Consider the following 21,533-nt stretch of genomic DNA (forward strand, 5'->3'; position numbering starts at 1 on the left):
TATTTTTTTAACCATTATTATTTTTTTCTTCTAATTTACGCAACTCTTTACGCAAAATCTTGCCAACAGGCGATTTGGGCAATTCATCGACAAATTCCACATGGCGTGGGCGTTTGTAGCCCGTCAGATGCTCTCTGGCATGTTTGATGACCTCGTTTTTGCTTAGGGTGTTGTCTTTACGCACGATGTAGATTTTGGGAACTTCACCGCTGTTGTCATCTGGCACACCGATAACCCCAGCTTCCATGATTTTGGGGTGATTGGTCATGACATCTTCCACTTCGTTAGGATACACGTTAAACCCAGAGACCAAAATCATGTCTTTTTTGCGGTCAACAATCTTAAAGTAGCCATCATTATCCATCACACCGATGTCCCCTGTGCGAAAATAACCGTCTTTGGTGGTGCAATCAGCCGTGTCTTCTGGACGCTTCCAATAGCCTTGCATGACTTGTGGGCCTTTGGCGGCGATTTCACCAGCCTCACCGATGGTCACTTCGTTGCCATCATCGTCCACTAAAATGATGTCGGTGGCAGGGGCGGGTATGCCAATTTTGCCTGTGTATTGAGTCAATGTGGGTGGGTTCATGGTCAAGACAGGCGAAGTTTCAGACAGACCATAACCTTCTAAAATGGGTGTGCCTGTGAGTTTTTTCCATTCATTGGCAGTATTCGACATCACCGACATGCCGCCTCCTAATGACACTCGAATGTTGGTTAGGTTAAGTTCACGGAATTTGGCATGGTGAGCCAAACCGTTAAACAAGGTATTGACGGCAGGGAAGAATGCTGGGCGATATTTATCAATGTCTTTGACCAAGCTGTCAAGGTCACGGGGGTTTGGCACAAGCACGCCAGCAAAGCCTTTATCCATTGCCAAAAGACCACACACGGTAAAAGAAAAAATGTGATACAAAGGCAGAGCAACCAAAATATATTGCCCTTGAGAGTCTTCACCATCAGAAAATATGGTTTCAACAAAGGCTGAAGATTGTAGCAAGTTGGCGACTAAGTTACGATGCGACAACATTGCCCCTTTGGCAACGCCTGTTGTGCCACCTGTGTATTGCAAAACTGCCAAGTCATCTAATGTCAGGTCATTGGGGCGTTTGTATTGGCTGGCTGGCACAGTTTTTAGGGCATCTTTAAAGCTGATGTGTCCTGCAATGTGCCAATTAGGCACCATTTTTTTGACATGACGCACCACGGTATTGACGATAAATCCCTTTATCATGCCAAACATATCACCCATGGTGGTAACGATGACATGCTCTATGTTGCCCTTATTTGATACGTTTTGATACGTTTTGGCGAAGTTTTCAAGTAAAATGATGGCACGAGCATCGCTGTCTGCCAATTGATGGTTAAGTTCATGACTGGTGTATAGTGGATTGACATTGACCAAAACCAAGCCAGCTCTTATCACCGCCAGCATACAAATGGGATATTGTAGAATGTTTGGCAACATCACCGCCACTTTATCGCCTTTTTTTAGCCCCAAAGATTGCAAATACGCCGCCATTTGCTGACTGTAAATATCCAGCTCACGAAAGCTTAAACTGGCCCCCATACAAACATAAGCTTCTTTGTCGCCATGATGAGCAAAGTTACGCTCAAAACAATCAATTAAAGAGGTATTATCCGCTGGCATGTTAATGTGGTCAACAATACCAATTGTGTCATAGGTTTTTCGCCAAGGACGGTTATCAGGTGAATTAAGGCGGTGGCTGGTGGTGGCATTCATGGTGGTTGTGTCGGTCATGTCATGTCCTTTTATTTTATCCATTCAATCAACATATCAATGATACATATCGGTGTTTAAAATATGTGTGTCGTGCTTAAAATATAGGCATTTAAAATTTAGGTGCTTAAAACCAGATGTTTAAAATTAGCCACTTAAAATCAGGTACTTAACAATGTCAGTGGATAAACAATGTCAGTGGCTAAATTGTTAAACCAATTAAACCACATTACTTGATAAAATACATCAACTAACCCAAAATCCACAAGAGAAAAAATCATTTTAGCCATTGATTTTACCGTTGATTTTAGCAACTGTGAGGCAACATGACCTTAGCCATTAGATTAACCAATTCTTTGGCGATGTCTTTTTTGGGCATTTTTGCCAATGAGGCTGATGGGTGTTGGTATTTGTCTGCAAAAAATACCGTCATCGCATTGTCATCACTGGCAAAACCAATGTCTTGGCGAGACACATCATTACAAGCAATCATGTCTAACTTTTTGTCTATCAGTTTGTTGTGGGCGTATTTTTCAACGTCTTGTGTTTCAGCAGCAAAACCAACCATAAACATATTAGGATTCTCTTTAGAAATGGTCGCCAAAATGTCGGGGTTTTTCACCAGTTCTAGGGTCATGGCTGGTTGGGTTTTTTTGATTTTTTGTGGGGCGGTGGTTTTTGTGCGGTAGTCGGCAACAGCGGCGGTGGCAATAAACACATCACAACCTGTATCTGCTGTTTTTTTGGCAGCCTGTAGCATGTCATCGGCTGATTGAACGGTGATTTTCTGCACACCAATGGGGGTGGTTAGTGTTACTTTTTCCCCAACAATTAAAGTTACCTCTGCCCCTGCATCACGGCAAGCAGTTGCCAACGCATAACCCATTTTACCTGTTGAATGATTGGATAAATATCGCACTGGGTCAATGGCTTCTAAGGTTGCTCCTGCGGTGATGACCACTTGCTTACCTGCCAGCAATTGGGGCTGATGTTGTTTGGCCAATGCCCATTGCACTTGCTCAAACAAGGCTTCTGGCTCAGGTAGTCGACCAGCACCCACATCGCCACAAGCTTGTTCACCGCTGGCAGGTTCAATGATTTGATACCCCAAATCTGTCAGTGTCTGTGTGTTTAAGACGACGGCAGGGTTTGCCCACATTTGTTGGTTCATGGCAGGAGCAACCAAGATGGGTGCTGTTGTGGCAAGACAAACGGTGGTCAATAAGTCATCTGCCATGCCCATGCTTAAGCGTGCCAAGGTGTTGGCAGAGGCAGGGGCAATGATGAGTAAATCCGCCCATTTGGCAAGCTGAATATGCCCCATGCCTGCTTCGGCAGTTTCATCAAGTAACTGGGTATGGACGGCATTGCCTGTTAATGCTTGCAAAGTCAATGGGCTGATAAAGGCGGTTGCGCCTTTGGTCATGATGACTTGCACGTTATGACCGTATTTAACCAATAGGCGAGCAAGGCTGGCAGATTTATAAGCGGCAATACCACCTGTGATGGCAAGAAGAATGTTGTTCATGATGAAATGTCTCTGCACACAACAAAAAATAAACAAGTTTGATAAAACCTTGATGTGGTAAAACTGAGAGATAGTAAAGCTAAGATGTGGTAAAACTTGAATGGCGACGCTTATCCCACCACCACATCAGTCACTTCTAATGGGTTTTTATCCACGTCTTTTTCAAAGCTGTCTAATCCCATGACGTGATACAATTCTGATAATGCTTGGCGAATATCTAAGGGCATCTTATGGTAACTGCCAATGACATATCGCACCACGTCCATGGCTTTTTGTTTATCCGCCTTGGTCTTAAGCAATGTTGGTAGGGTTTGTATGGCTTGTTCTTTGGCAAAGCGAACGATGATGGTCTGTTCATGCAGCAGCTCAGCAAGTTGTTGATGTGTCAGCTCGGTAAAGGGTTTGCTTTGTGTCAGTATTTCGGTGATAAGTATCAGCTTATCACGCTTAATGCCCCCTTGGCTCATGGTGTTGCTAAGCACCAATATTCTCACCACCGCTTCACAAAAACCACCTTGTTCCATGCGGCTTAATGCCATCTGTACGCTTGGCATTTCTTGTAGACGTTCTTTATCGGTTAAGCGACGAGAGGTCTCTTGTTGTCCATAGGCACGCAGCCACGGTAATGCCCACCAGCCATAAAACAGCATTTCGCTGGTCATGTCTTGCCAATCTCGCCATAAGTCAAGTGTGGTGTTAATGGTGGTTATCCATAAGCGTTCCATTTGCAAAAATAGGTTATTTTGTTGTAAAGATTCGGTGGCAGGTAGGGTGGGGGCGGCTTCTGAGCCTTGTAAGATGGCTTGTTGTTTTTTGACATCTGTTTCATTGATGTCTGCTGATGTGATGCTTGCTGATGGGGTGTGTGAGTCAGTCTTTGTGATGAGTGAGTGGATAGGGTCATCATTTTGATTGATGCTGGTGGCAACGGTTTTTATTATCATGGCAAAGGGATTGCGACTGCTCCACAGTTTGCGTTGTAGTCGTAATGGGTGCATGGCTCTCAACCATTCGGCACTGGTCTGTGTGGTCATCGCCTGTACCCACGGACGCATGTGTAAGTCATAAATGCGAGCTTGTGATTTAGAATAGCGATGTACTGCTTGAAAGGGTTTTTCGTCCAAACGGCCGTCATCAATCATCGCCAAGTCGTCAAAGGTGCGACTTTTGAACGTAACATAAAACTGCATGTCTTCACCTTTGCCTTGATAATCTTCGATGACCAATTCATATAGCCCTGGTGATAGGGCTTCAATCATCTTTAAAATAGATGCCATGCCTTTATGCTCACGGTTGGCGATTGATGAGCTGACAAAAATGCCCAAATGTCCCACTTTGTCATGCACCATATAAACGATGCGTTGTCCGCAAACTTCGATTTCTCTTTCATCACTGTAGGTGTCTAGTATCCAATTAATGGCTTGCTGAGGTGGGGTGATGTTATCGCCATGTGAGGCAAAGATGATGATGGGGGCTTTGATGTTACGCAAGTCAATGTTGGTGCCTTTTTCGATTTGGGCGGTATTGCGAGCGATGCGATTGCCAACAAAGATATTTTCAACAATCCACTCAATTTCAGCATGATTCATCAAAAAGAAGCCACCCCACCAGCGTTCAAAGTTCAAAAACCGCTCACGATTTTTTGTGGGGTTTTTGTAAAGGTCATAATATTTGCCCACGTAGTTGCGTGATGGGTTGAGTTGCTCAAAGTTATGCACCAGCCATGCCCCATCAAAGATGCCATGCCCCAAATCTGATGCCAGCATGGCAAGCCATGTGCCGCCTTGTGTGCCTGCTTGGTAACGCATGGGGTTGATGCCCACTTCACCACTCCATGCTGATACTGGCGAGCCGTTCATGACGATGGGTCCTGTGATGTCAGTGTTGGTGGCAGCTAAGATGAGTGCTGCCCAACCTCCTTGACAGTTGCCAACCACCACAGGAGCGTTGGAATTGGAATGGCGACGACGCACTTCACGCACAAAGACAGCTTCAGCAAAAGTCACATCAGCAATGCTTTGGTTAGGTTCTGGCATGCGTTTGAAAGCAACAAAATACACAGGGTGTCCTTCGCTTAATGCCACGCCGACTTGGCTGTCGTGCTTAAAGCCACCAATGCCTGCCCCATGGCCTGCTCTGGGGTCGATGATGATGTAGGGGCGACCGTTTTCACGGGTGGTGATGCCTTGTGGTGGCAGAATTTTCAGCAGCACATAATTGCTGGGGCGAGATAAGGTACTGCCGTCCATGATGACTTCATAATCATAGTCAAGCACTGGCGGACAGCCTGCTTGTTCATGTTGCAAGAAAATATCACCACGCTCACGCAAAATATCAGCGGTTTGCACCACACGGCGACTGGCATCGGTGGCATAAGATAACCAATCACGCCATAGGGCTTGTGGTGAGTTGACGTTTTGTAGGCTTTTGGTCAGGCATGTTAGATGCTGATTAAAGGCATCGGTATTATTGCTAAGTGTCTGTCTGGCGTGATTGTGATGCTCAGATTGGGCGTGCATTAACAAATCAAAACGGTCTGCCCAACGGCGGTTATTAAGATTAATCCAGCTCACCACATCATCTTGATGATGTTGGGCATTGACCAAAATATCTGAAGCGGTGGGTAAATCTTGGCTGGCATTTTTTTGATTGGGGTCTGTTTGCCAAAACTTGGCATATTTTTCTTGAGTATGGCTGTTTTGAGTTGGATTTTGCTGATTGGCGGTGGTCATGATGGCTTTCCTATGATTGTCCGTATGATTGGCGGTGATGCTCAAGGCAATGATGTTCAAGGCAATGATGGCATGAGTGAATGGTCATGACATCGGTGGTTATGCTGTCAGTGAATGCTGTCAGTGAATATTGTCAGTGGCTTTGTACATAAAGGCAGTTTTGGCTTATAATGACAGCCATTTTATCATGAATGATGGTTGAAGTTTGACTGTCATCAACCTTTAGCTGTTGTTAATTGACTGTTCATCAGCATTCTTATCATCACCATTGTACCATCACAGTGTACCATCATAGTAGAAATCCGCCATGACCAACACCCTTAAGCCCATTGATTATAAAGACACCTTAAATCTTGCTGACACTTCATTTCCCATGCGTGCCAATTTGGCACAGCGTGAACCTAGCTGGCTACAAGCATGGGAAGAAGATGATGTTTATGGGCAGATTCGTCAATCTCGCCAAGGTTGTGAAAAATACATCTTGCATGACGGCCCTCCGTATGCCAATGGGCAAATTCATCTAGGACATGCGGTCAATAAGGTTTTAAAAGACATCATCATCAAATCAAAAACCCTATCAGGCTATGATGCGCCGTATGTGCCAGGGTGGGACTGTCATGGTTTGCCCATTGAACAAAAAGTAGAAAGTGAACATGGTAAAGTAGGGCAGAAAATCACCGCCACTGAATTTCGTAAACTGTGCCGAGAATACGCCAATACGCAAATTGAGCTACAAAAGGCAGATTTTAAACGCTTGGGTGTGTTTGGTGATTGGGACAATCCTTATCTGACCATGAGCCCTAAACAAGAAGCCAATATTGTGCGTGCGTTGGGCAAAATTTATGACAATGGCCATGTGGTGCGTGGTATGAAGCCTGTCAATTGGTGTTTGGACTGTGGTTCGGCATTGGCAGAAGCAGAAGTTGATTATCAAGATAAAATCAGTGATGCCATTTATGTGGGCTTTGATGTTATTGATAATGATAAATTGGGTGTGTCTGTTGATGATGTGGTGAAAGCGGTCATTTGGACAACCACCCCATGGACATTACCTGCCAACCAAGCCATTAGCGTCCACCCAAAAGAAAACTATAGCGTGGTTAAGACCGACAAAGGTTATTTGCTGCTTGCCACTGATTTGGTGAATGATGCTTTGATGGCATTAGATTTGAATAATCTTGGCGTGGTAAGCACCATAAAAGGCAGTGAACTTGAGTGGTTACAAGCACAGCACCCACTGATTGCCAAGCGACAAGTACCCATCATATTGGGTGAACACGTAACCACCGACAGCGGAACAGGCTTGGTGCACACCGCTCCTGGGCATGGGGCAGATGACTATGTGGTTGGACAACAATATGGCTTAGAAACCGAAAACCCTGTTAGTGGTAATGGTGTGTATTTAGATACTGCCAAGGTTTTTTCTGGCACACACATCTATAAAGCCAATCCGCTAATCATTGAAACGCTCAATCATTCAGGACATCTGCTTAAGCACAGCAAAATTGAACATAGCTATCCGCACTGCTGGCGACACAAAACGCCCATCATATTCCGAGCCACACCCCAATGGTTTATTGGTATGGAAGGGTTTATTAGCAAGGAAGAAAAATCAGCCAAGCAACAAAAAGGCTTACGAGAGCAAGCCATGACGGACATTCCTAACGTCATATGGACACCTCAATGGGGACAAAATCGCATTGAAGCCATGGTGGGTAACCGTCCTGATTGGTGTATCAGCCGTCAACGTACTTGGGGTGTGCCCATTCCATTTTTTACCCATAAAGACACAGGTGAATTGCACCCTGACACATCATCGCTGATTGAAAAAGCCGCTCAATTGATTGAAAAAGGGGGGATTGAAGCGTGGTTTGATGCTGAGATTAGCGACTTTTTGGCTGATGATGCTGACCAATATGTTAAGTCGACAGACACACTTGATGTGTGGTTTGATTCTGGCACAACCCATTTTGCGGTACTTGAGCAAACCGATGCACTGACCAACCCTGCCGACATGTATCTAGAAGGCTCTGACCAACATCGAGGCTGGTTTCAAACGTCTTTACTTACCAGTGAAGCCATTTACGCCCGCCCACCATTTAAGCAAGTGCTGACGCATGGTTTTGTGGTCGATGAAAACGGTCGTAAAATGAGCAAATCTTTGGGCAATATCATCACCCCACAAGATGAAATCAACAAAACGGGGGCTGATATGCTCAGATTGTGGATTGCGTCCAGTGATTATCGCTATGAGATGAGTGCAGGGGCAAAAGTTTTTAAAGGCACGGTGGACATGTATCGCCGTATCCGTAACACCATTCGCTTTTTATTGGCGAACACCGATGACTTTAACCCCATGACCGATGCGGTGGCAATCTCAGACATGGTCAGTCTAGACAAATTCATCATGCACCAAGCCATGCAAGTACAAAAAAGCATCATTCAATCGTATGACAACATGGATTTTCACCAAGTTACCCAAGCGGTAACGGCGTTTTGTTCGCAAGATTTGGGTGGGTTTTATCTGGACATCATCAAAGACCGTACTTACACCACAAAGGCAGATGGACACCCCAGACGCTCAGCCCAAACAGCAATTTATCACATCGCCCATGCACTGATACGTTGGATTGCTCCGATTTTGACTTTTACTGCTCAAGAAGCATGGGAAGTGCTAAAAGGCACAGATGGCTATGTGTTCACCCAACATTGGCATGAATTTCCAGCGTTGAATTTGGACACAGAATTGAATTTAGACAGCGTCAGCAGTGATGATTGGCAGCGGATATTATCCGCCAAAGACGTGATTAACAAACAAATTGAGCTGGCTCGTGAACAAAAAATCATCAACGCCAACTTATCTGCTAACGTCAAGATTTATACAGATGGGCCATTATATGACAGCTTGGCAAAATTAGGTGATGAATTGCGATTTGTGTTCATCACCAGTGATGCCCAGCTATATCAGCGAGATGGTGAAACCATCAATGTTGCCAATGCCACGGACATTGACAATCTCAACGTCAGCGTCAGTGTGGCACAAGGCACTAAATGCGTGCGGTGTTGGCATGTGCGTGATGACGTGGGCAACCACAGCGACCACCCAGACATTTGTGAACGATGTTATGTCAATGTGGTTGGTCATGGTGAGAGTCGCAAATTTGCCTAAATTAACCCTAAACACAGACAGATTCATTCATTAAGTGAGCCATTTTTTGTGAACAAACATATCGACATACATCAACCAACACCAGCCACAACAGCCCCAAAAGTTCTAACACCCAATGGTAACCGTGCCTTTGGGTGGTATGCTCTGTCATTATTGATAATTAGCATCGATCGGGTGAGCAAATTGTATTTTGAAAACCGTTTAGAGTTGCATGAATCCATCTCCGTGTTTGAGCCATTTTTAAATTGGACATTGGCGTATAATCATGGGGCGGCGTTTAGTTTCTTGGCGGATCAAGGTGGTTGGCAAAAGTGGTTTTTTTCAGGATTGGCGGTATTGGTATCGCTGTTTTTATTGTGGTATGTCCGAGTCGTTCCTCGTCAGGCCAAACTGTTGTCTGTGGCGTTGGCGTTAATTTTGGGTGGGGCGGTGGGCAATTTAATTGACCGCTTGTTATATGGGCATGTCATTGACTTTATTCATGTGCATTATGCCAATGTGTGGCATTATCCTGTGTTTAATTTAGCAGATTGTGGCATTGTGATTGGTGTGGCACTGATGCTAATTGACATGCTTTTTTTAGAAAATAAGCGTCATAACATTTAAACGCATCGCATAAACGCATCGCATCTAAATTCATAACAGCCAAACCAATCACTTTCTAAACCAATCACTCTTTAAACCAAAAAATACAAAAGGTCGTTTTTATGAACACCCCCATCATCACCCCTAACGAACAAACTCGCATCACCCATGGCAGTCAGGTGGCGTTACATTTTGAGGTGTTTTTGGACAATGGCACGGTGATAGACTCCACCTTTAACCGTCCAGACCCTGTGATGCTCACCATTGGTGATGACAGCTTACTTCCGGGATTTGAGGCGGTGTTGATGAATCTCACCGCAGGCGATATCCGCACCGCTCACTTACCCCCAGAACAAGCCTTTGGTGAGTGGAATGCACACAATGTACAAACCTTTAGCAAATCTCAGTTTGCTTTGATAGATGGTGGGGCAGATGGGGGCAGGCCTGAAGTGGGCATGATGATGGAATTTGAAGATAAGGGCAAAAATACCTTACCAGGGGTAATCAGCCAAATCACTGATGACACGGTGGAAGTGGATTTTAATCACCCATTGGCAGGGCAGAGCGTTAACTTTAAAGTGCATATTTTTCGAGTAACCCCAAAAGGGGAAGTTGGGGTGGCGTTGCAGTAAGATTTGCTAAATCCGACTGTATCAGTCGGATTTCTATCTTTTGGGCTGTATCTGCCTTATAATAGACGCTCTTTTAACAGACCTGTTTTTATCATGTTTTTATCATGGCGTTCATACATGATTTTGAGTTCATCACTACTTTAAGTGCATCACCACTTTAAGTTCATCACGTCGAGTTTATCATGACCAATACTTCCGCTAGCCTAACCACTCGCTCCATGTTTCATGCCGAGCTGCTTTGTCCTGCTGGCACATTTAAGAACATGCAATATGCCTTTGCCTATGGGGCGGATGCGGTCTATGCAGGGCAAGCCCGTTATTCTCTGCGAGTGCGTAATAATGATTTTGATGAAGAAAACCTTGCCAAGGGCATTGCCTACGCCCATTCGCTTGGCAAAAAGTTTTATGTGGTGGTGAACATTCAAGCACACAACGCCAAATTAAAAACCTTTATTGCAGACATTCGCCCTGTCATTGAGATGAAACCTGACGCGCTTATCATGTCCGATGCTGGCATGATTATGATGGTGCGAGAAGCTTTCCCCAATCAAGTCATTCACCTGTCAGTACAGGCCAATGCCGTGAACTGGGCAACGGTGAAGTTTTGGCAGCAGATGGGCATTAGCCGTGTGATTTTAAGCCGTGAATTATCACTCAAAGAAATTGAGCAAATCATCAAAGAAGTGCCTGACATGGAGATTGAAGTTTTTGTCCATGGGGCGCTTTGCATGGCGTATTCTGGGCGGTGCTTGCTCTCTGGCTATATCAACAAACGAGATGCCAACCAAGGCACTTGCACCAATGCTTGCCGCTGGAATTACAACACTTATAAAGCGGTAGAGAATGAAACAGGTGATGTTGTTCCTGTAACCCCAGAGCTATTTGTACCAGCTCAGAGTGAGATTGCCAATGTCAATCTAAATGGCGATGTCGTCATGGACGATGATTATGTAGAAAAGCCGTCCGATGAGGTTGTACTCATTGAAGAACAAGGCCGCAAGGGTGAGCTGATGGCGATGTATGAAGACGAACACGGCACTTATATCATGAACTCAAAGGACTTGCGTGCGGTGGAGCTGGTGCCTGATTTGGTCAATATGGGCGTGCATTCTTTAAAAATTGAGGGGCGTACCAAATCGCATTATTATGTCGCTCGCACCGCCCAAGTATACCGCCAAGCGATTGATGATGCGTTGGCAGGCAAGCCTTTTGATACAGGACTCATCACCGCCCTTGATGGGCTTGCCAATCGGGGCTATACCGAAGGATTTTTACGCCGTCATGTCCATTCTGATTACCAAAATTATGAATACGGCTCATCAAAAACTGACCATCAACAATTTGTGGCAGAGGTGTTGGATATTTCAGATGATTTTTTGACCTTAGAGATTAAAAACAAACTCATGGTCGGCGATGACATTGAGATTATGACCCCAAAAGGCAATTTGACTTACACACTTACCAAAATGTGGGACAAAAAAGGCAATGCCATTGATGGTGCGTTGGGGTCGGGGTGGATTGCCAAAATCAAAAACCCATTTAGCGACATCTGTGATGATGAGCTAAAATTCGCCCTTGTGATGAAAAGTGTGAGTGAGGCGATTTATAGCTAAGCGGTGATTATGATATGCAGTTAAAATTTATCCTCCGTTGCCGTAAAACCACCGCCTGAAGGCGGTGGTTTTACGGCAATTGTTAAATGCGATAAGTTTTGTTATACTCATCTCACTATATTCAATGTCTTACATTCCACAGTTAAGTTAAGACTAAATTGCGAGTACGCAGTAACTTAACTGGTAAGACGTTTCCAAACACACACTTAAGCTAATTCGTGTCTATGACAATCCTAACGGTAGGATTAGCTTAAAATAAGAACCTAAGATGTACGGTGTGTCGTACGGGCGGTTGCCACTATCTTAGGCTTGCGGTCGGGCTTGACCGTCTGGGAGCAGGAATCCCCTCACTTTAGGGAGGGGAGGAAGTCAATGCAAAATCTTGCTGAATAGAAATTCAATGGGCATTGCCAGCATGGCTTTTTTTAATAAAAATTTAACAAAACACATTTAATCGCTTTGCCGCTCTCTCAATCACCTTGCCTTTATTATTTATTGTAAAATCATTGCAAACGTCATTGTTTTTTGGTAAAGTTTCAATTTCATGCTGTATTTATTCTGACTTGAGCTGATGCCACCGATACGAGACAAGGCAATATGATAAGACGATTTGCCATCGTGGGCTAATGCTAACAAAACAGCCAAGTCAATGTCCCCAATGTCTCATGCTTATTTAAGGAGCTTACATGCCTTCAGTTAAGGTAAAAGAAAACGAATCGATTGATGTTGCCATTCGCCGTTTTAAACGTGCTTGCGAAAAAGCGGGCGTTTTGGCTGATGTTCGTAAACACGAATTTTACGAAAAGCCAACCCAAGAGCGTAAACGTAAAAAAGCCGCTGCGGTAAAACGCTACAAAAAGAAACTGCAACGTGAGTCTGTCCGCACCACTCGCAAATACTGATGACCAATCAAACATAAGACACCAAAAAACAAGACACCACAAGATGTAAAGACACACGCTTTATCACAAACACTGTTATCTTGTGATATGAAAAACGCTGCTCTTAAGGTGGCGTTTTTTTTATGCTAAAATTTTTGTGTCTTTTATCTTATGAATATCATGACATTGGAGAAAATCATGACGAACCTAAAACAAACCTTAACTGACAGCGTCAAAACCGCCATGAAAGCTCGTGAGCTTGAGAAAGTCAAAGTCTTGCGTAACGTACAAGCGGTCATCAAGCAGATTGAGATTGACCGTCAAACCGAATTAGATGACAATGAAACGTTAGAAATCCTGCAAAAGCAAATCAAACAACGCCAAGAGTCCTTGGCAATCTTTACCGATAATGGGCGTGATGATTTGGCTCAAAAAGAACAGTTTGAGCTTGATGTCATTCAAAGTTTTATGCCTGAACAGATGAGTGATGACGAATTGGCACAGTTGGTCAATGCTGAGATTGCAGAGCAAGGCGCGACAGGCATGCAAAACATGGGCAGGGTCATGGGGGCATTAAAAGCCAAAACCACAGGGCGGGCAGACCCTGCAGTCATTTCACAATTGGTTAAACAAGCTTTGCAAGGCTGATGGTTGCTTTGATGATACTGTATCTTATTCCTTAATTTTTACCATCGTGAAAATGATGGGCATATATTGATGATAACGCACTTTTTAGATAAGCAGATTATACAGCTAAGACAGTACAGCTAAGACAGTGGTTTTGACCAAAGGTGTGTTGTCCCATTGAGCAATGGCTTGGTTCAACATGTCGCTGGGTGTTGCCATCTCTACAGGGGGTTGTTTGAGTAGGTGCAATGCTTGAGCCAGCAACTGTCGGCATTTATCATCGCCATGGGTGTCAATGGGGGTGGCAAGGTTTTGTTTGGAGAGTTTTTGCCCTTGGTCGTTGTGCAACAGGGGCAGGTGATACCAATGTGATACCGCAGGTAAATTGGCATATTGCATGATAGAGATTTGGGCAGTGGTCATTGGCAAAATATCTAAGCCACGCATCACATGGCTGATGCCTTGTTGTCCATCATCAATGCTCACCGCTAAGATGTAGTTATATAGACCATTGGCACGTTTGATGACCACATCACCTTGAGTACGTTGGGGATTTTGCCATTGTACGCCTTGAATACCGTCCAAAAACCCCATACACACATCAGGCAGTTGTAGGCGTAGCTTGTGCTGGGTTTTATCTAATGATTGATGCAGGCATAAGCGTGGATACAGGTGGGTGCTGTTTGGTTGTTGGTGCTGATATTGACTTAATTGTTTGCGTGAGCAGTCACAAGCATACACCAGTTTGGCAAGGTGGGTATCAATATACTCTTGGTAAATGTCTCCACGTTTTGATTGATAGATGATGTTACCGTCAGGCAATAAGCCCAGTCGGCACAAGTCATCAATAATATATTGACTGTGAGCAGGCTCACAACGCTGAGTATCCACATCTTCTATCCGCAGTCGCCAGTCACCGCCCAAAGATTTGATATGACAATAGCTGGCGACAGCGGTGGTCAATGACCCCAAATGCAGCCGCCCTGTGGGTGATGGAGCGAAGCGACCTATGGGGCGTGTCATGACACACCACTTTAATGATTAAGCATATGGTGATTAAACAGACGGTGGCTAAACATGACTAAGCATGCCCTAAAGCTTGGCGTTCTTTGATTTCTGACAAAGATTTACAATCAATACATTGGGTGGCAGTGGGGCGAGCTTCTAAACGACGCAGACCAATCTCAACGCCACAAGTTTCACAAAAACCATAATCACCGCTGTCAATCTCATCGAGTGATTTTTCTATTTTATGTACCAGTCTTCGCTCACGGTCACGAGTACGCAAAGCCAAGGCAAACTCTTCTTCTTGTGTGGCACGGTCATTGATGTCAGGCAGGGCGTTGGATTCATCATGGATATAAGCTTTGGTGCGTTCTGATTCTTCTAGGAGTTGATTTTTCCAATTCAGCAGAATTTGGCGAAAGTGTGCCAACTGCTTATCAGACATGTATTCTTCATCATCGCTGGGTTGATAAGGAGAAAATTGTACATCTTGGGCAGTGGTTGAGTTCATATTAAATTTCCTATATTAAGTCCCATATTAACTTTCCTAGCCATCATCCAGTGTGTGGGGCGAATGTGGGGTGGCAAAATATCATTAACGCAGTGTCAACATGATGTTAGGAACATGCCAGTTGGTTTTATTGCTTTGGTTTTATTGCTTTGGTTATGTTCTTTGTCCATGTCTTTTGGGCTGTTCGGTTAATTTACTGATAAAACCAACATGCCAATAAAACCAATGGCAAAAAATTCTGGCGATACTAGCCGATATTTGCATAAAATACAAGTCGAATTGCATTAAGGTGGGTCTGCATTAAGGTGGGTGCTGGATTGACAGACATTGTTGACAGATAAGATTGTGAATGTGAACTTTAGCCAACTCGCTGTACACGGCTACTAATCTGTCCATCATCATGCAAAAACAGCCAACGATAGCCTGCCGATTGATTGGAATCATAAGCAAAATCTTGGCTAAATGTTTTAAATTGATAGCAGGTTGCTGGTGTGCTTAACGTCAAAATACCATCACGTAAATGTGCCAAATCTTGATGAACATGCCCACTAAGCACACAACGAAGATGGGCATGTTTGCCCAGTATTTGCCAAAGGTTTTCTGCCCCTTGGCTGATTTGTTGATCAATCCAATCTGAATATACCGTATTGATGTGATGATGCAAGGCAAGTAGGGCGTATTTGTGATTATTTGTCAGTTGCTTATCCACCCATGATGCGGTTTGTGCGGTGATTTGTCCGCCAACTTTGCCCGCCACACTAGAGTCAATCAACAGCAGTTGCCAATGTTCTGATTCAATGACATGCTGATTCAGCAATCTTGTGTCAGGGGCATGAGACTTAAAAGTGCGTTGCTCAAAAGGCAGATGATGCCCAATTTCTTCAGTAACATCATGATTACCAGCAATGCAGGCAAAAGGAATGCCAGTCATTGCCAATCTGGCAAACAAACGGTCATAAATGGCGGTGTTCATTTCAGAGACCAAATCACCAGTTATCAAAATCAAATCACACCGCACATCGTCCGTTAAGGCATGGGTAAGACATTTTTCAAAACTTTGATTGACTGCCACGCTTTCGATATGCTCTTCATCAGTAAATAAATGTAAATCCGTCAGATGTAAGATATTTAAACTGTTAATATGACAGGTCGCATCGGTATATTTATCTTGGCTGACAGCATCGGCATTGGGTTGGTGAATAGGTGATGGGCGAATAAAGGTGGGTGGATAGGTGGGGTTCATGACGGTAAATCCGAGAGAACAAAAAGAACAAGGAGAAAGCCAAAGAGAATCAAAAAAAGCAATGAGACAATTTTAGCAAAAAAAATGGCAAATATTCCAAAAAAAAAGTTGATGGATATGCCATGTCATATGAATTTTTGAGCAAATCAGCCAGTCAGCCTAACTTTGGTAAATTTTAGCAACCACAAAACTGACAAAAAATCCCAATGCCAATACCAACACAATGGACAAACCCGTCTGTAAATTTAGCCAAACACTGCCCCAAACCCCAAGCGTTACCGCCACTTGAGCCAAGACACAAGCACTAATTAACATGCCTTTGGGTGAAGATGACCACAAACGAGCCGTCAACGCAGGCAATACCAATAGCCCACTAATCAGCAAACTGCCTACTGCTGGCAACGCAAGGGCACAAAATCCTGCCAACACCCCCATAAAAAATAATCGCTGGCGTTTTGGCTGTATGCCTTGTAGTTGAGCCAACGCCTGATGGGTGGCAAGTTTGATTTGTGCCTGCCAAATCACCATCAATAGCCCCACACCCATCGCAATGCCAACCGCTAATAACGGCAAATCCTGCCAATCGGTCTCCAATAAATTACCAAACAAATAACCCAACACATTTGCCTGTTGATGCGTCAGTTGGGTTAACAACACCAACCCAAGTGACAGCAAACTCACCGCCACCACCGCCAATGTGGCATCTTCAGGCAGGCGTTCATCATCTAGCCAAGTCAATATGAGCACCACCAAGGCACTGACCCCAATCATGCCAATGCTTGGGGGAAATTGCCACCACAAAGACAATCCCACCCCCAGTAACGTACCATGTGCCAAAGCATCAGCAAAAAATGCCATGCGTCGCCATAACACCAAACAGCCCAATGGGGCAGATAATAATGCCAGTATACTGCCTGCTATCCAAGCAGGTGCAATGATGGGAAACCAAATATTTAGCCAAGTATTTAGCAGAGTCATCATGACTTGACCACCATCTTATCTGTTGCCAGCATGGTTTGCAGGTCATGTTGTGGGTCATGTGTGCAATGATGTGGCTTGTGGATATAAGGCTGTTGATATTGATGTCCAAACAACTGTTTAAATTCATCAGTCATGCCAATGTCAGCAGGTTGTCCTTGACAACAGATGTGCTTATTAAGACAAATGACATGACGACTGCCTTGCATCACCCAATGCAAATCATGCGACACTACCAACATGGCACAACGCAAAAAATCAGGCAAATGGTCAATAAACTGATACAAATCACTTTCCGTCTCTGGGTCTAACCCCTGCATCGGCTCATCAAGTATCAATAAATCAGGTTTTTCAAGTAACGCTCTGGCAAGTAACACACGCTGCATCTCACCGCCAGATAAATGGCTTAACTGCTGAGTTAATAACGGCGTAATGGTTAAAGCGGTCAATAACTGCTGACGTTGATTTTGGTTTAAGCGGTTTTTGCTGGCTTGCTGTAGCAGGTCTTTAACTCGTAAAGGTAAAATCTGTTCTACTGAGAATTTTTGTGGCACATAGCCAATCTGTAAACCTGATGCTTTATCAATCTGTCCTGTGGTTGGTATTAATAGCCCCAAAATGAGCTTAACCAAGGTTGATTTACCTGCCCCATTTGGACCAATTAAGCTGATGACTTCATACTCATCAATGCTCATGTTCACACCGAAGACCAACCAGTCTTGCGTTAAGTGCTGTGTTGAGCGCTGTGTTGATAAACGGTTCTGTTTTGAAAAACGGGGCAAATTACCAACGGAATAACCCACATTTGATAAAGTTAACAATGACATTGATGACACAACCCACTTATTTCAAACACACTGCGATGTGGCAAAAATCCAGTAGCGTCTTTGGTCTGTTCTATAAATGCTCTTAACGTCGCATGACTATATTCTTGTACTCGCCCACATTGCTTGCACATCAAAAACACCGCCAAATGTGGCTGTCTGGGGTGACAACATGGCACAAAAGCATTAATAGAGATAAGCTGATGAATGAATCCTGCCTTTAACAAAAACTCCAAGCCACGATACACCGTGGGCGGAGCGACCGATTTTTTACTCTTACTTTTACTTTGCGTCATCATGGAATCATTGTGTTGCTGTTGCATCAGTGCCAAGATGTCATATGCCCCAAGTGGGGTAGTGGCTTCTAAGATATGGCGATATATCTGCTTACGTTGGGCAGTGAAGCGTAAACCCTGCTGTTGGCAGGACTCTTTGGCTTCTGCTATTTTTTGTTTAACATCAAAATCTGTCGCCACACTCACCGATAAACAGTTATGAGCCATATCAGACATGACATCGGTGGCGGTATCAGTATGGACAGATAAAGAAAGGGGTGAGTTCATAGTATGCCGTTAAGCCATCAGAGAATGACTAAAAAAATGAATGACTAAAAAATTAATGATTGAAACAGTATAACCGAAAATGCTATTCTAATATAATTGTTATAGTATAACAATTCATCTTATCCATCGGCTATTCGCTGATTATTCATGTAAAAAACAAAATGTCCAAAATATTAAGGTCATCTATGTCTTTATCCCACCCTAAGCTTACCTTGTCTGGCGCTGTCTTATCCAGTATCTTAATGGCAAGCGGACTGTTTTTGACAGGCTGCCAAAAGACCACCACAGCCCAAACAGAGAAAACCCAAACCGACCAGCACAACCATAACCATGATGGTCATACACATGATCATCATGACCACCATCATGACCATGACCATCATGACCATGGCGAGCATGACCACCATCATGACCACGACCACCCCATCAGTAACGTGGTCTTAGCACCACCTCAGCCTGCTGATTTGGCGTTGGTAACAGTCAGTAACTATCCGCTTTATTTGTTAAGCAATGCCGTTACTGAAGGCACACCTGTACAAGCCACCATGCTCCTTAAACCAGGCAACATCGGACATCATGGCAGTTTAACCCCTGAAGATAAAAAAACCGTGCAAGACAGTCACTATGTGGTATGGTTTGGCGATGCTCTTGAACATAATCTAACCAATACCTTAAAAAATAGCGATAAAGCCATTTCTTTATTAGACATGCCATCTGCCTTTGTACGTCATAACTTGCGTGATGTTCAAGCAAAAGACATTAGCACAACACAAGATCCGCACATTTGGCTTGACCCAAACAACGCCAAAGCCATTGTACAAGTACTGGTATCCACCCACAGCCAAGCCAACCCACAATACGCTGAGCAGTTTCAAGCCAATGCCATAAAATTTGCCAAAGAGATGGACGACTTGGCAAAACGTTATCATGGTGAACAAATCGCCAATTATTGGGCGTATCATGATGCGTTTCAATACATTGAAGATGCCCTAAATTTACAACTGGCAGGCACACTGACCACCGACCATGAAATCCCCATCAAAGCCAGTCAATACATTTGGCTAAACGAACATCGACCTAACGAACAAATGTGCCTACTTAGCCAAAGTACGCCACAAGATGGCGTTATCAACAAATTAAAACCTGTCCACCACAGCGTGCATATTGAAGACATGAGCGACAGCCAAAACTTCTTGCAAGCATGGGAAAATATTGCCAAAGGAATCAATGACTGTGTTAAAAGGACATAACTGTTAAAAGAGCAGACGTTAAGTTAAAAAGAACAGTTAAATGAGCATCACAAAAGTATAAAAAAAAGACACAGACACTTGCCAAATGTAACTAAGCTACCTATAATGAGTCGGATTAACAATGTATGACAAAAAAATGAATGTATGACAAAAAATCAATGTCAAAAACCAGTGTCGTGATAAGAACCAATGTAAAAAGCCAATATCATGACAAAAAGACCATGTAAAAACGAGTGTGCAGGATAAGGTGATGACTCAAATCGCCAAATCTCAGGTCGCCAAACGATGTTCCAAAAAACACATTATCATTGCATTAAAACGCCAATGTTGGCTGTTGTTTATTGCCATTATCCTGGTCATGATGGGCGAAAGCATGCTTAAGCCATTACAAGCATCGTCAGAGCAGGCAAGTGTGTTACTTTGGTCAAAAGGCTTTGCCCTTGGGGCGTTACTTAATTATTTGGGTACTTGGATATTTGCCGTTTTTACCTTTCGCCACACAGGCTCACAGGCACGACAACGCATCGTTTATCATATGTATTTGGGTGAAATGGCAAAATGGACCATTTCCTTACTGGGCTTTGCACTGATTTTTATCACCATAACCCCCCTAAATGCCTTAGCAGTGTTTATCGGTTTTATGGCAATGCACATTGGCTTTAGCTGGATATCATTACGAACTTTATGATATTGACACAGTCATCAGACGAACATTGTGATTTTAAGATTGTGACTTTAACATTGTGATTTTAGTTGATTTGAGATAAGAAGTTACCCTTATGGCAGCCGAACAAATGACCACTTCAGACTATATCTCTCACCACTTAACCAACTGGACGTTTGGACGACATCCAGAACAAGGGTGGAAAGTGGCAGAAACTGCTCAAGAAGCTTCAGAAATGGGCTTTACTGCCATTCATTTGGATTCAATGCTTTGGTCAATCGGACTGGGGATGATTTTTTGTGGCCTATTTTATATGGTTGCCAAAAAAGCCACATCAGGCGTTCCAGGTAAATTGCAGGCCTTTATTGAATTGATTGTGGATTTTGTTGATAATAATGTTAAAGACTCTTATAACGGCACATCTAAGATGATTGCCCCACTATCGTTGACCATCTTTGTGTGGGTTTTTTTGATGAACTTGATGGATTTAATCCCTGTGGATTATATCCCTTATTTGGCACAACAAATTGGTGCAGCAATGGGGCATGACCCACATCATGTGTACATGAAGATTGTGCCTAGCACCGACCCTAATATCACTTTGGGCATGTCGTTTTCGGTGTTTGCGTTAATCATCATCTATAGTATTAAAGAAAAGGGATTTGGTGGGTTTATTGCTGAGCTGACCATGCACCCATTTAGTGCCAATAACCCCATCGCCAAACTGGTTTTAATTCCTGTTAACTTCATTTTAGAATTTGTAACCTTATTGGCAAAACCTGTATCATTAGGCTTGCGTTTATTTGGTAACATGTATGCAGGTGAGCTTATCTTTATCTTGATTGCTTTAATGCCATTTTGGATACAGTGGACACTGTCTGTGCCATGGGCAATCTTCCATATTTTAGTTATTACCCTTCAGGCGTTCATTTTTATGATGCTTACGATAATCTATTTATCATTGGCATCACAGACTGAACATTAATT

At 43.6% G+C, this 21,533-nt stretch carries 18 protein-coding genes; 9 read left to right on the forward strand and 9 right to left on the reverse strand.

The window, feature by feature from the left end; all coding sequences use genetic code 11:
• Positions 1-7: 7 nt before the first annotated feature.
• The 3 genes from WDM69_RS01210 to WDM69_RS01220 form a co-directional block, all read right to left on the reverse strand.
• Positions 8-1,744 (reverse strand): AMP-binding protein, encoded by a 1,737-nt coding sequence (locus WDM69_RS01210; protein WP_411350852.1) that lies wholly within the window; start codon positions 1,742-1,744, stop codon positions 8-10.
• 304 nt (positions 1,745-2,048) lie between these two features.
• Positions 2,049-3,269 carry a bifunctional phosphopantothenoylcysteine decarboxylase/phosphopantothenate--cysteine ligase CoaBC gene (coaBC, locus tag WDM69_RS01215; RefSeq protein ID WP_078307295.1) on the reverse strand — a complete coding sequence of 407 codons (1,221 nt, stop codon included), beginning with the start codon at positions 3,267-3,269 and terminating at the stop codon, positions 2,049-2,051.
• Positions 3,270-3,379: 110 nt separating this feature from the next.
• Complete coding sequence (locus WDM69_RS01220) at positions 3,380-6,061, reverse strand: DUF3141 domain-containing protein (RefSeq protein WP_338755513.1); 2,682 nt, start codon at positions 6,059-6,061, stop codon at positions 3,380-3,382.
• A 247-nt stretch (positions 6,062-6,308) separates the two neighbouring features.
• Between WDM69_RS01220 and ileS the strand changes: the two genes are divergently transcribed.
• From ileS to WDM69_RS01250, 6 genes are all read left to right on the forward strand, one after another.
• Positions 6,309-9,170 carry an isoleucine--tRNA ligase gene (ileS, locus tag WDM69_RS01225; protein WP_338755514.1) on the forward strand — a complete coding sequence of 954 codons (2,862 nt, stop codon included), beginning with the start codon at positions 6,309-6,311 and terminating at the stop codon, positions 9,168-9,170.
• A gap of 48 nt (positions 9,171-9,218) precedes the next feature.
• Complete coding sequence (gene lspA / locus WDM69_RS01230) at positions 9,219-9,776, forward strand: signal peptidase II (RefSeq protein ID WP_338755515.1); 558 nt, start codon at positions 9,219-9,221, stop codon at positions 9,774-9,776.
• 101 nt (positions 9,777-9,877) lie between these two features.
• The gene (locus tag WDM69_RS01235) at positions 9,878-10,387 is read left to right on the forward strand and encodes an FKBP-type peptidyl-prolyl cis-trans isomerase (protein ID WP_078307301.1); all 510 of its coding nucleotides are present in this window, start codon (positions 9,878-9,880) and stop codon (positions 10,385-10,387) included.
• A gap of 218 nt (positions 10,388-10,605) precedes the next feature.
• Positions 10,606-12,000 (forward strand): tRNA 5-hydroxyuridine modification protein YegQ, encoded by a 1,395-nt coding sequence (gene yegQ / locus WDM69_RS01240; protein WP_078307303.1) that lies wholly within the window; start codon positions 10,606-10,608, stop codon positions 11,998-12,000.
• Between the two features lie 686 nt (positions 12,001-12,686).
• The gene (rpsU, locus tag WDM69_RS01245) at positions 12,687-12,902 is read left to right on the forward strand and encodes a 30S ribosomal protein S21 (protein ID WP_078307305.1); all 216 of its coding nucleotides are present in this window, start codon (positions 12,687-12,689) and stop codon (positions 12,900-12,902) included.
• Positions 12,903-13,079: 177 nt separating this feature from the next.
• Positions 13,080-13,529 carry a GatB/YqeY domain-containing protein gene (locus WDM69_RS01250; RefSeq protein WP_078307307.1) on the forward strand — a complete coding sequence of 150 codons (450 nt, stop codon included), beginning with the start codon at positions 13,080-13,082 and terminating at the stop codon, positions 13,527-13,529.
• A 105-nt stretch (positions 13,530-13,634) separates the two neighbouring features.
• Here WDM69_RS01250 and gluQRS read toward each other — a convergent pair whose 3' ends face one another.
• The 6 genes from gluQRS to WDM69_RS01280 all read right to left on the reverse strand — a co-directional run bounded on the left by gluQRS (position 13,635) and on the right by WDM69_RS01280 (position 18,632).
• Entirely contained in the window at positions 13,635-14,531 is an 897-nt protein-coding gene (gluQRS, locus tag WDM69_RS01255; RefSeq protein ID WP_338755516.1) for a tRNA glutamyl-Q(34) synthetase GluQRS, read from the reverse strand.
• Between the two features lie 58 nt (positions 14,532-14,589).
• Entirely contained in the window at positions 14,590-15,024 is a 435-nt protein-coding gene (dksA, locus tag WDM69_RS01260) for an RNA polymerase-binding protein DksA (RefSeq protein ID WP_078307311.1), read from the reverse strand.
• A 358-nt stretch (positions 15,025-15,382) separates the two neighbouring features.
• Positions 15,383-16,267, reverse strand: coding sequence for a metallophosphoesterase (locus WDM69_RS01265; RefSeq protein ID WP_338755517.1), 885 nt, complete (start codon positions 16,265-16,267; stop codon positions 15,383-15,385).
• Between the two features lie 159 nt (positions 16,268-16,426).
• Positions 16,427-17,248, reverse strand: coding sequence for a metal ABC transporter permease (locus WDM69_RS01270; RefSeq protein WP_338755518.1), 822 nt, complete (start codon positions 17,246-17,248; stop codon positions 16,427-16,429).
• On the reverse strand, positions 17,245-18,072 hold the full coding sequence (locus tag WDM69_RS01275; protein ID WP_338755519.1) for a metal ABC transporter ATP-binding protein: 828 nt from the start codon (positions 18,070-18,072) through the stop codon (positions 17,245-17,247). The genes WDM69_RS01270 and WDM69_RS01275 overlap by 4 nt, the downstream gene beginning before the upstream one ends.
• Positions 18,060-18,632 carry a Fur family transcriptional regulator gene (locus WDM69_RS01280; protein ID WP_338755520.1) on the reverse strand — a complete coding sequence of 191 codons (573 nt, stop codon included), beginning with the start codon at positions 18,630-18,632 and terminating at the stop codon, positions 18,060-18,062. The genes WDM69_RS01275 and WDM69_RS01280 overlap by 13 nt, the downstream gene beginning before the upstream one ends.
• Before the next feature lie 185 nt (positions 18,633-18,817).
• On the opposite strand from WDM69_RS01280, the gene WDM69_RS01285 reads away from it, so the two are divergent.
• From WDM69_RS01285 to atpB, 3 genes are all read left to right on the forward strand, one after another.
• Entirely contained in the window at positions 18,818-19,882 is a 1,065-nt protein-coding gene (locus tag WDM69_RS01285; protein ID WP_338755521.1) for a metal ABC transporter substrate-binding protein, read from the forward strand.
• Positions 19,883-20,132: 250 nt separating this feature from the next.
• Positions 20,133-20,570, forward strand: coding sequence for an ATP synthase subunit I (locus tag WDM69_RS01290; protein ID WP_078307319.1), 438 nt, complete (start codon positions 20,133-20,135; stop codon positions 20,568-20,570).
• A gap of 91 nt (positions 20,571-20,661) precedes the next feature.
• Positions 20,662-21,531, forward strand: coding sequence for a F0F1 ATP synthase subunit A (atpB, locus tag WDM69_RS01295; RefSeq protein ID WP_338755522.1), 870 nt, complete (start codon positions 20,662-20,664; stop codon positions 21,529-21,531).
• The last annotated feature ends 2 nt before the right edge of the window (positions 21,532-21,533 follow it).

The sequence above is a fragment of the Lwoffella lincolnii genome, from assembly GCF_037201985.1.
In the GTDB taxonomy this organism is placed as follows: Bacteria; Pseudomonadota; Gammaproteobacteria; order Pseudomonadales; family Moraxellaceae; genus Psychrobacter; species Psychrobacter lincolnii.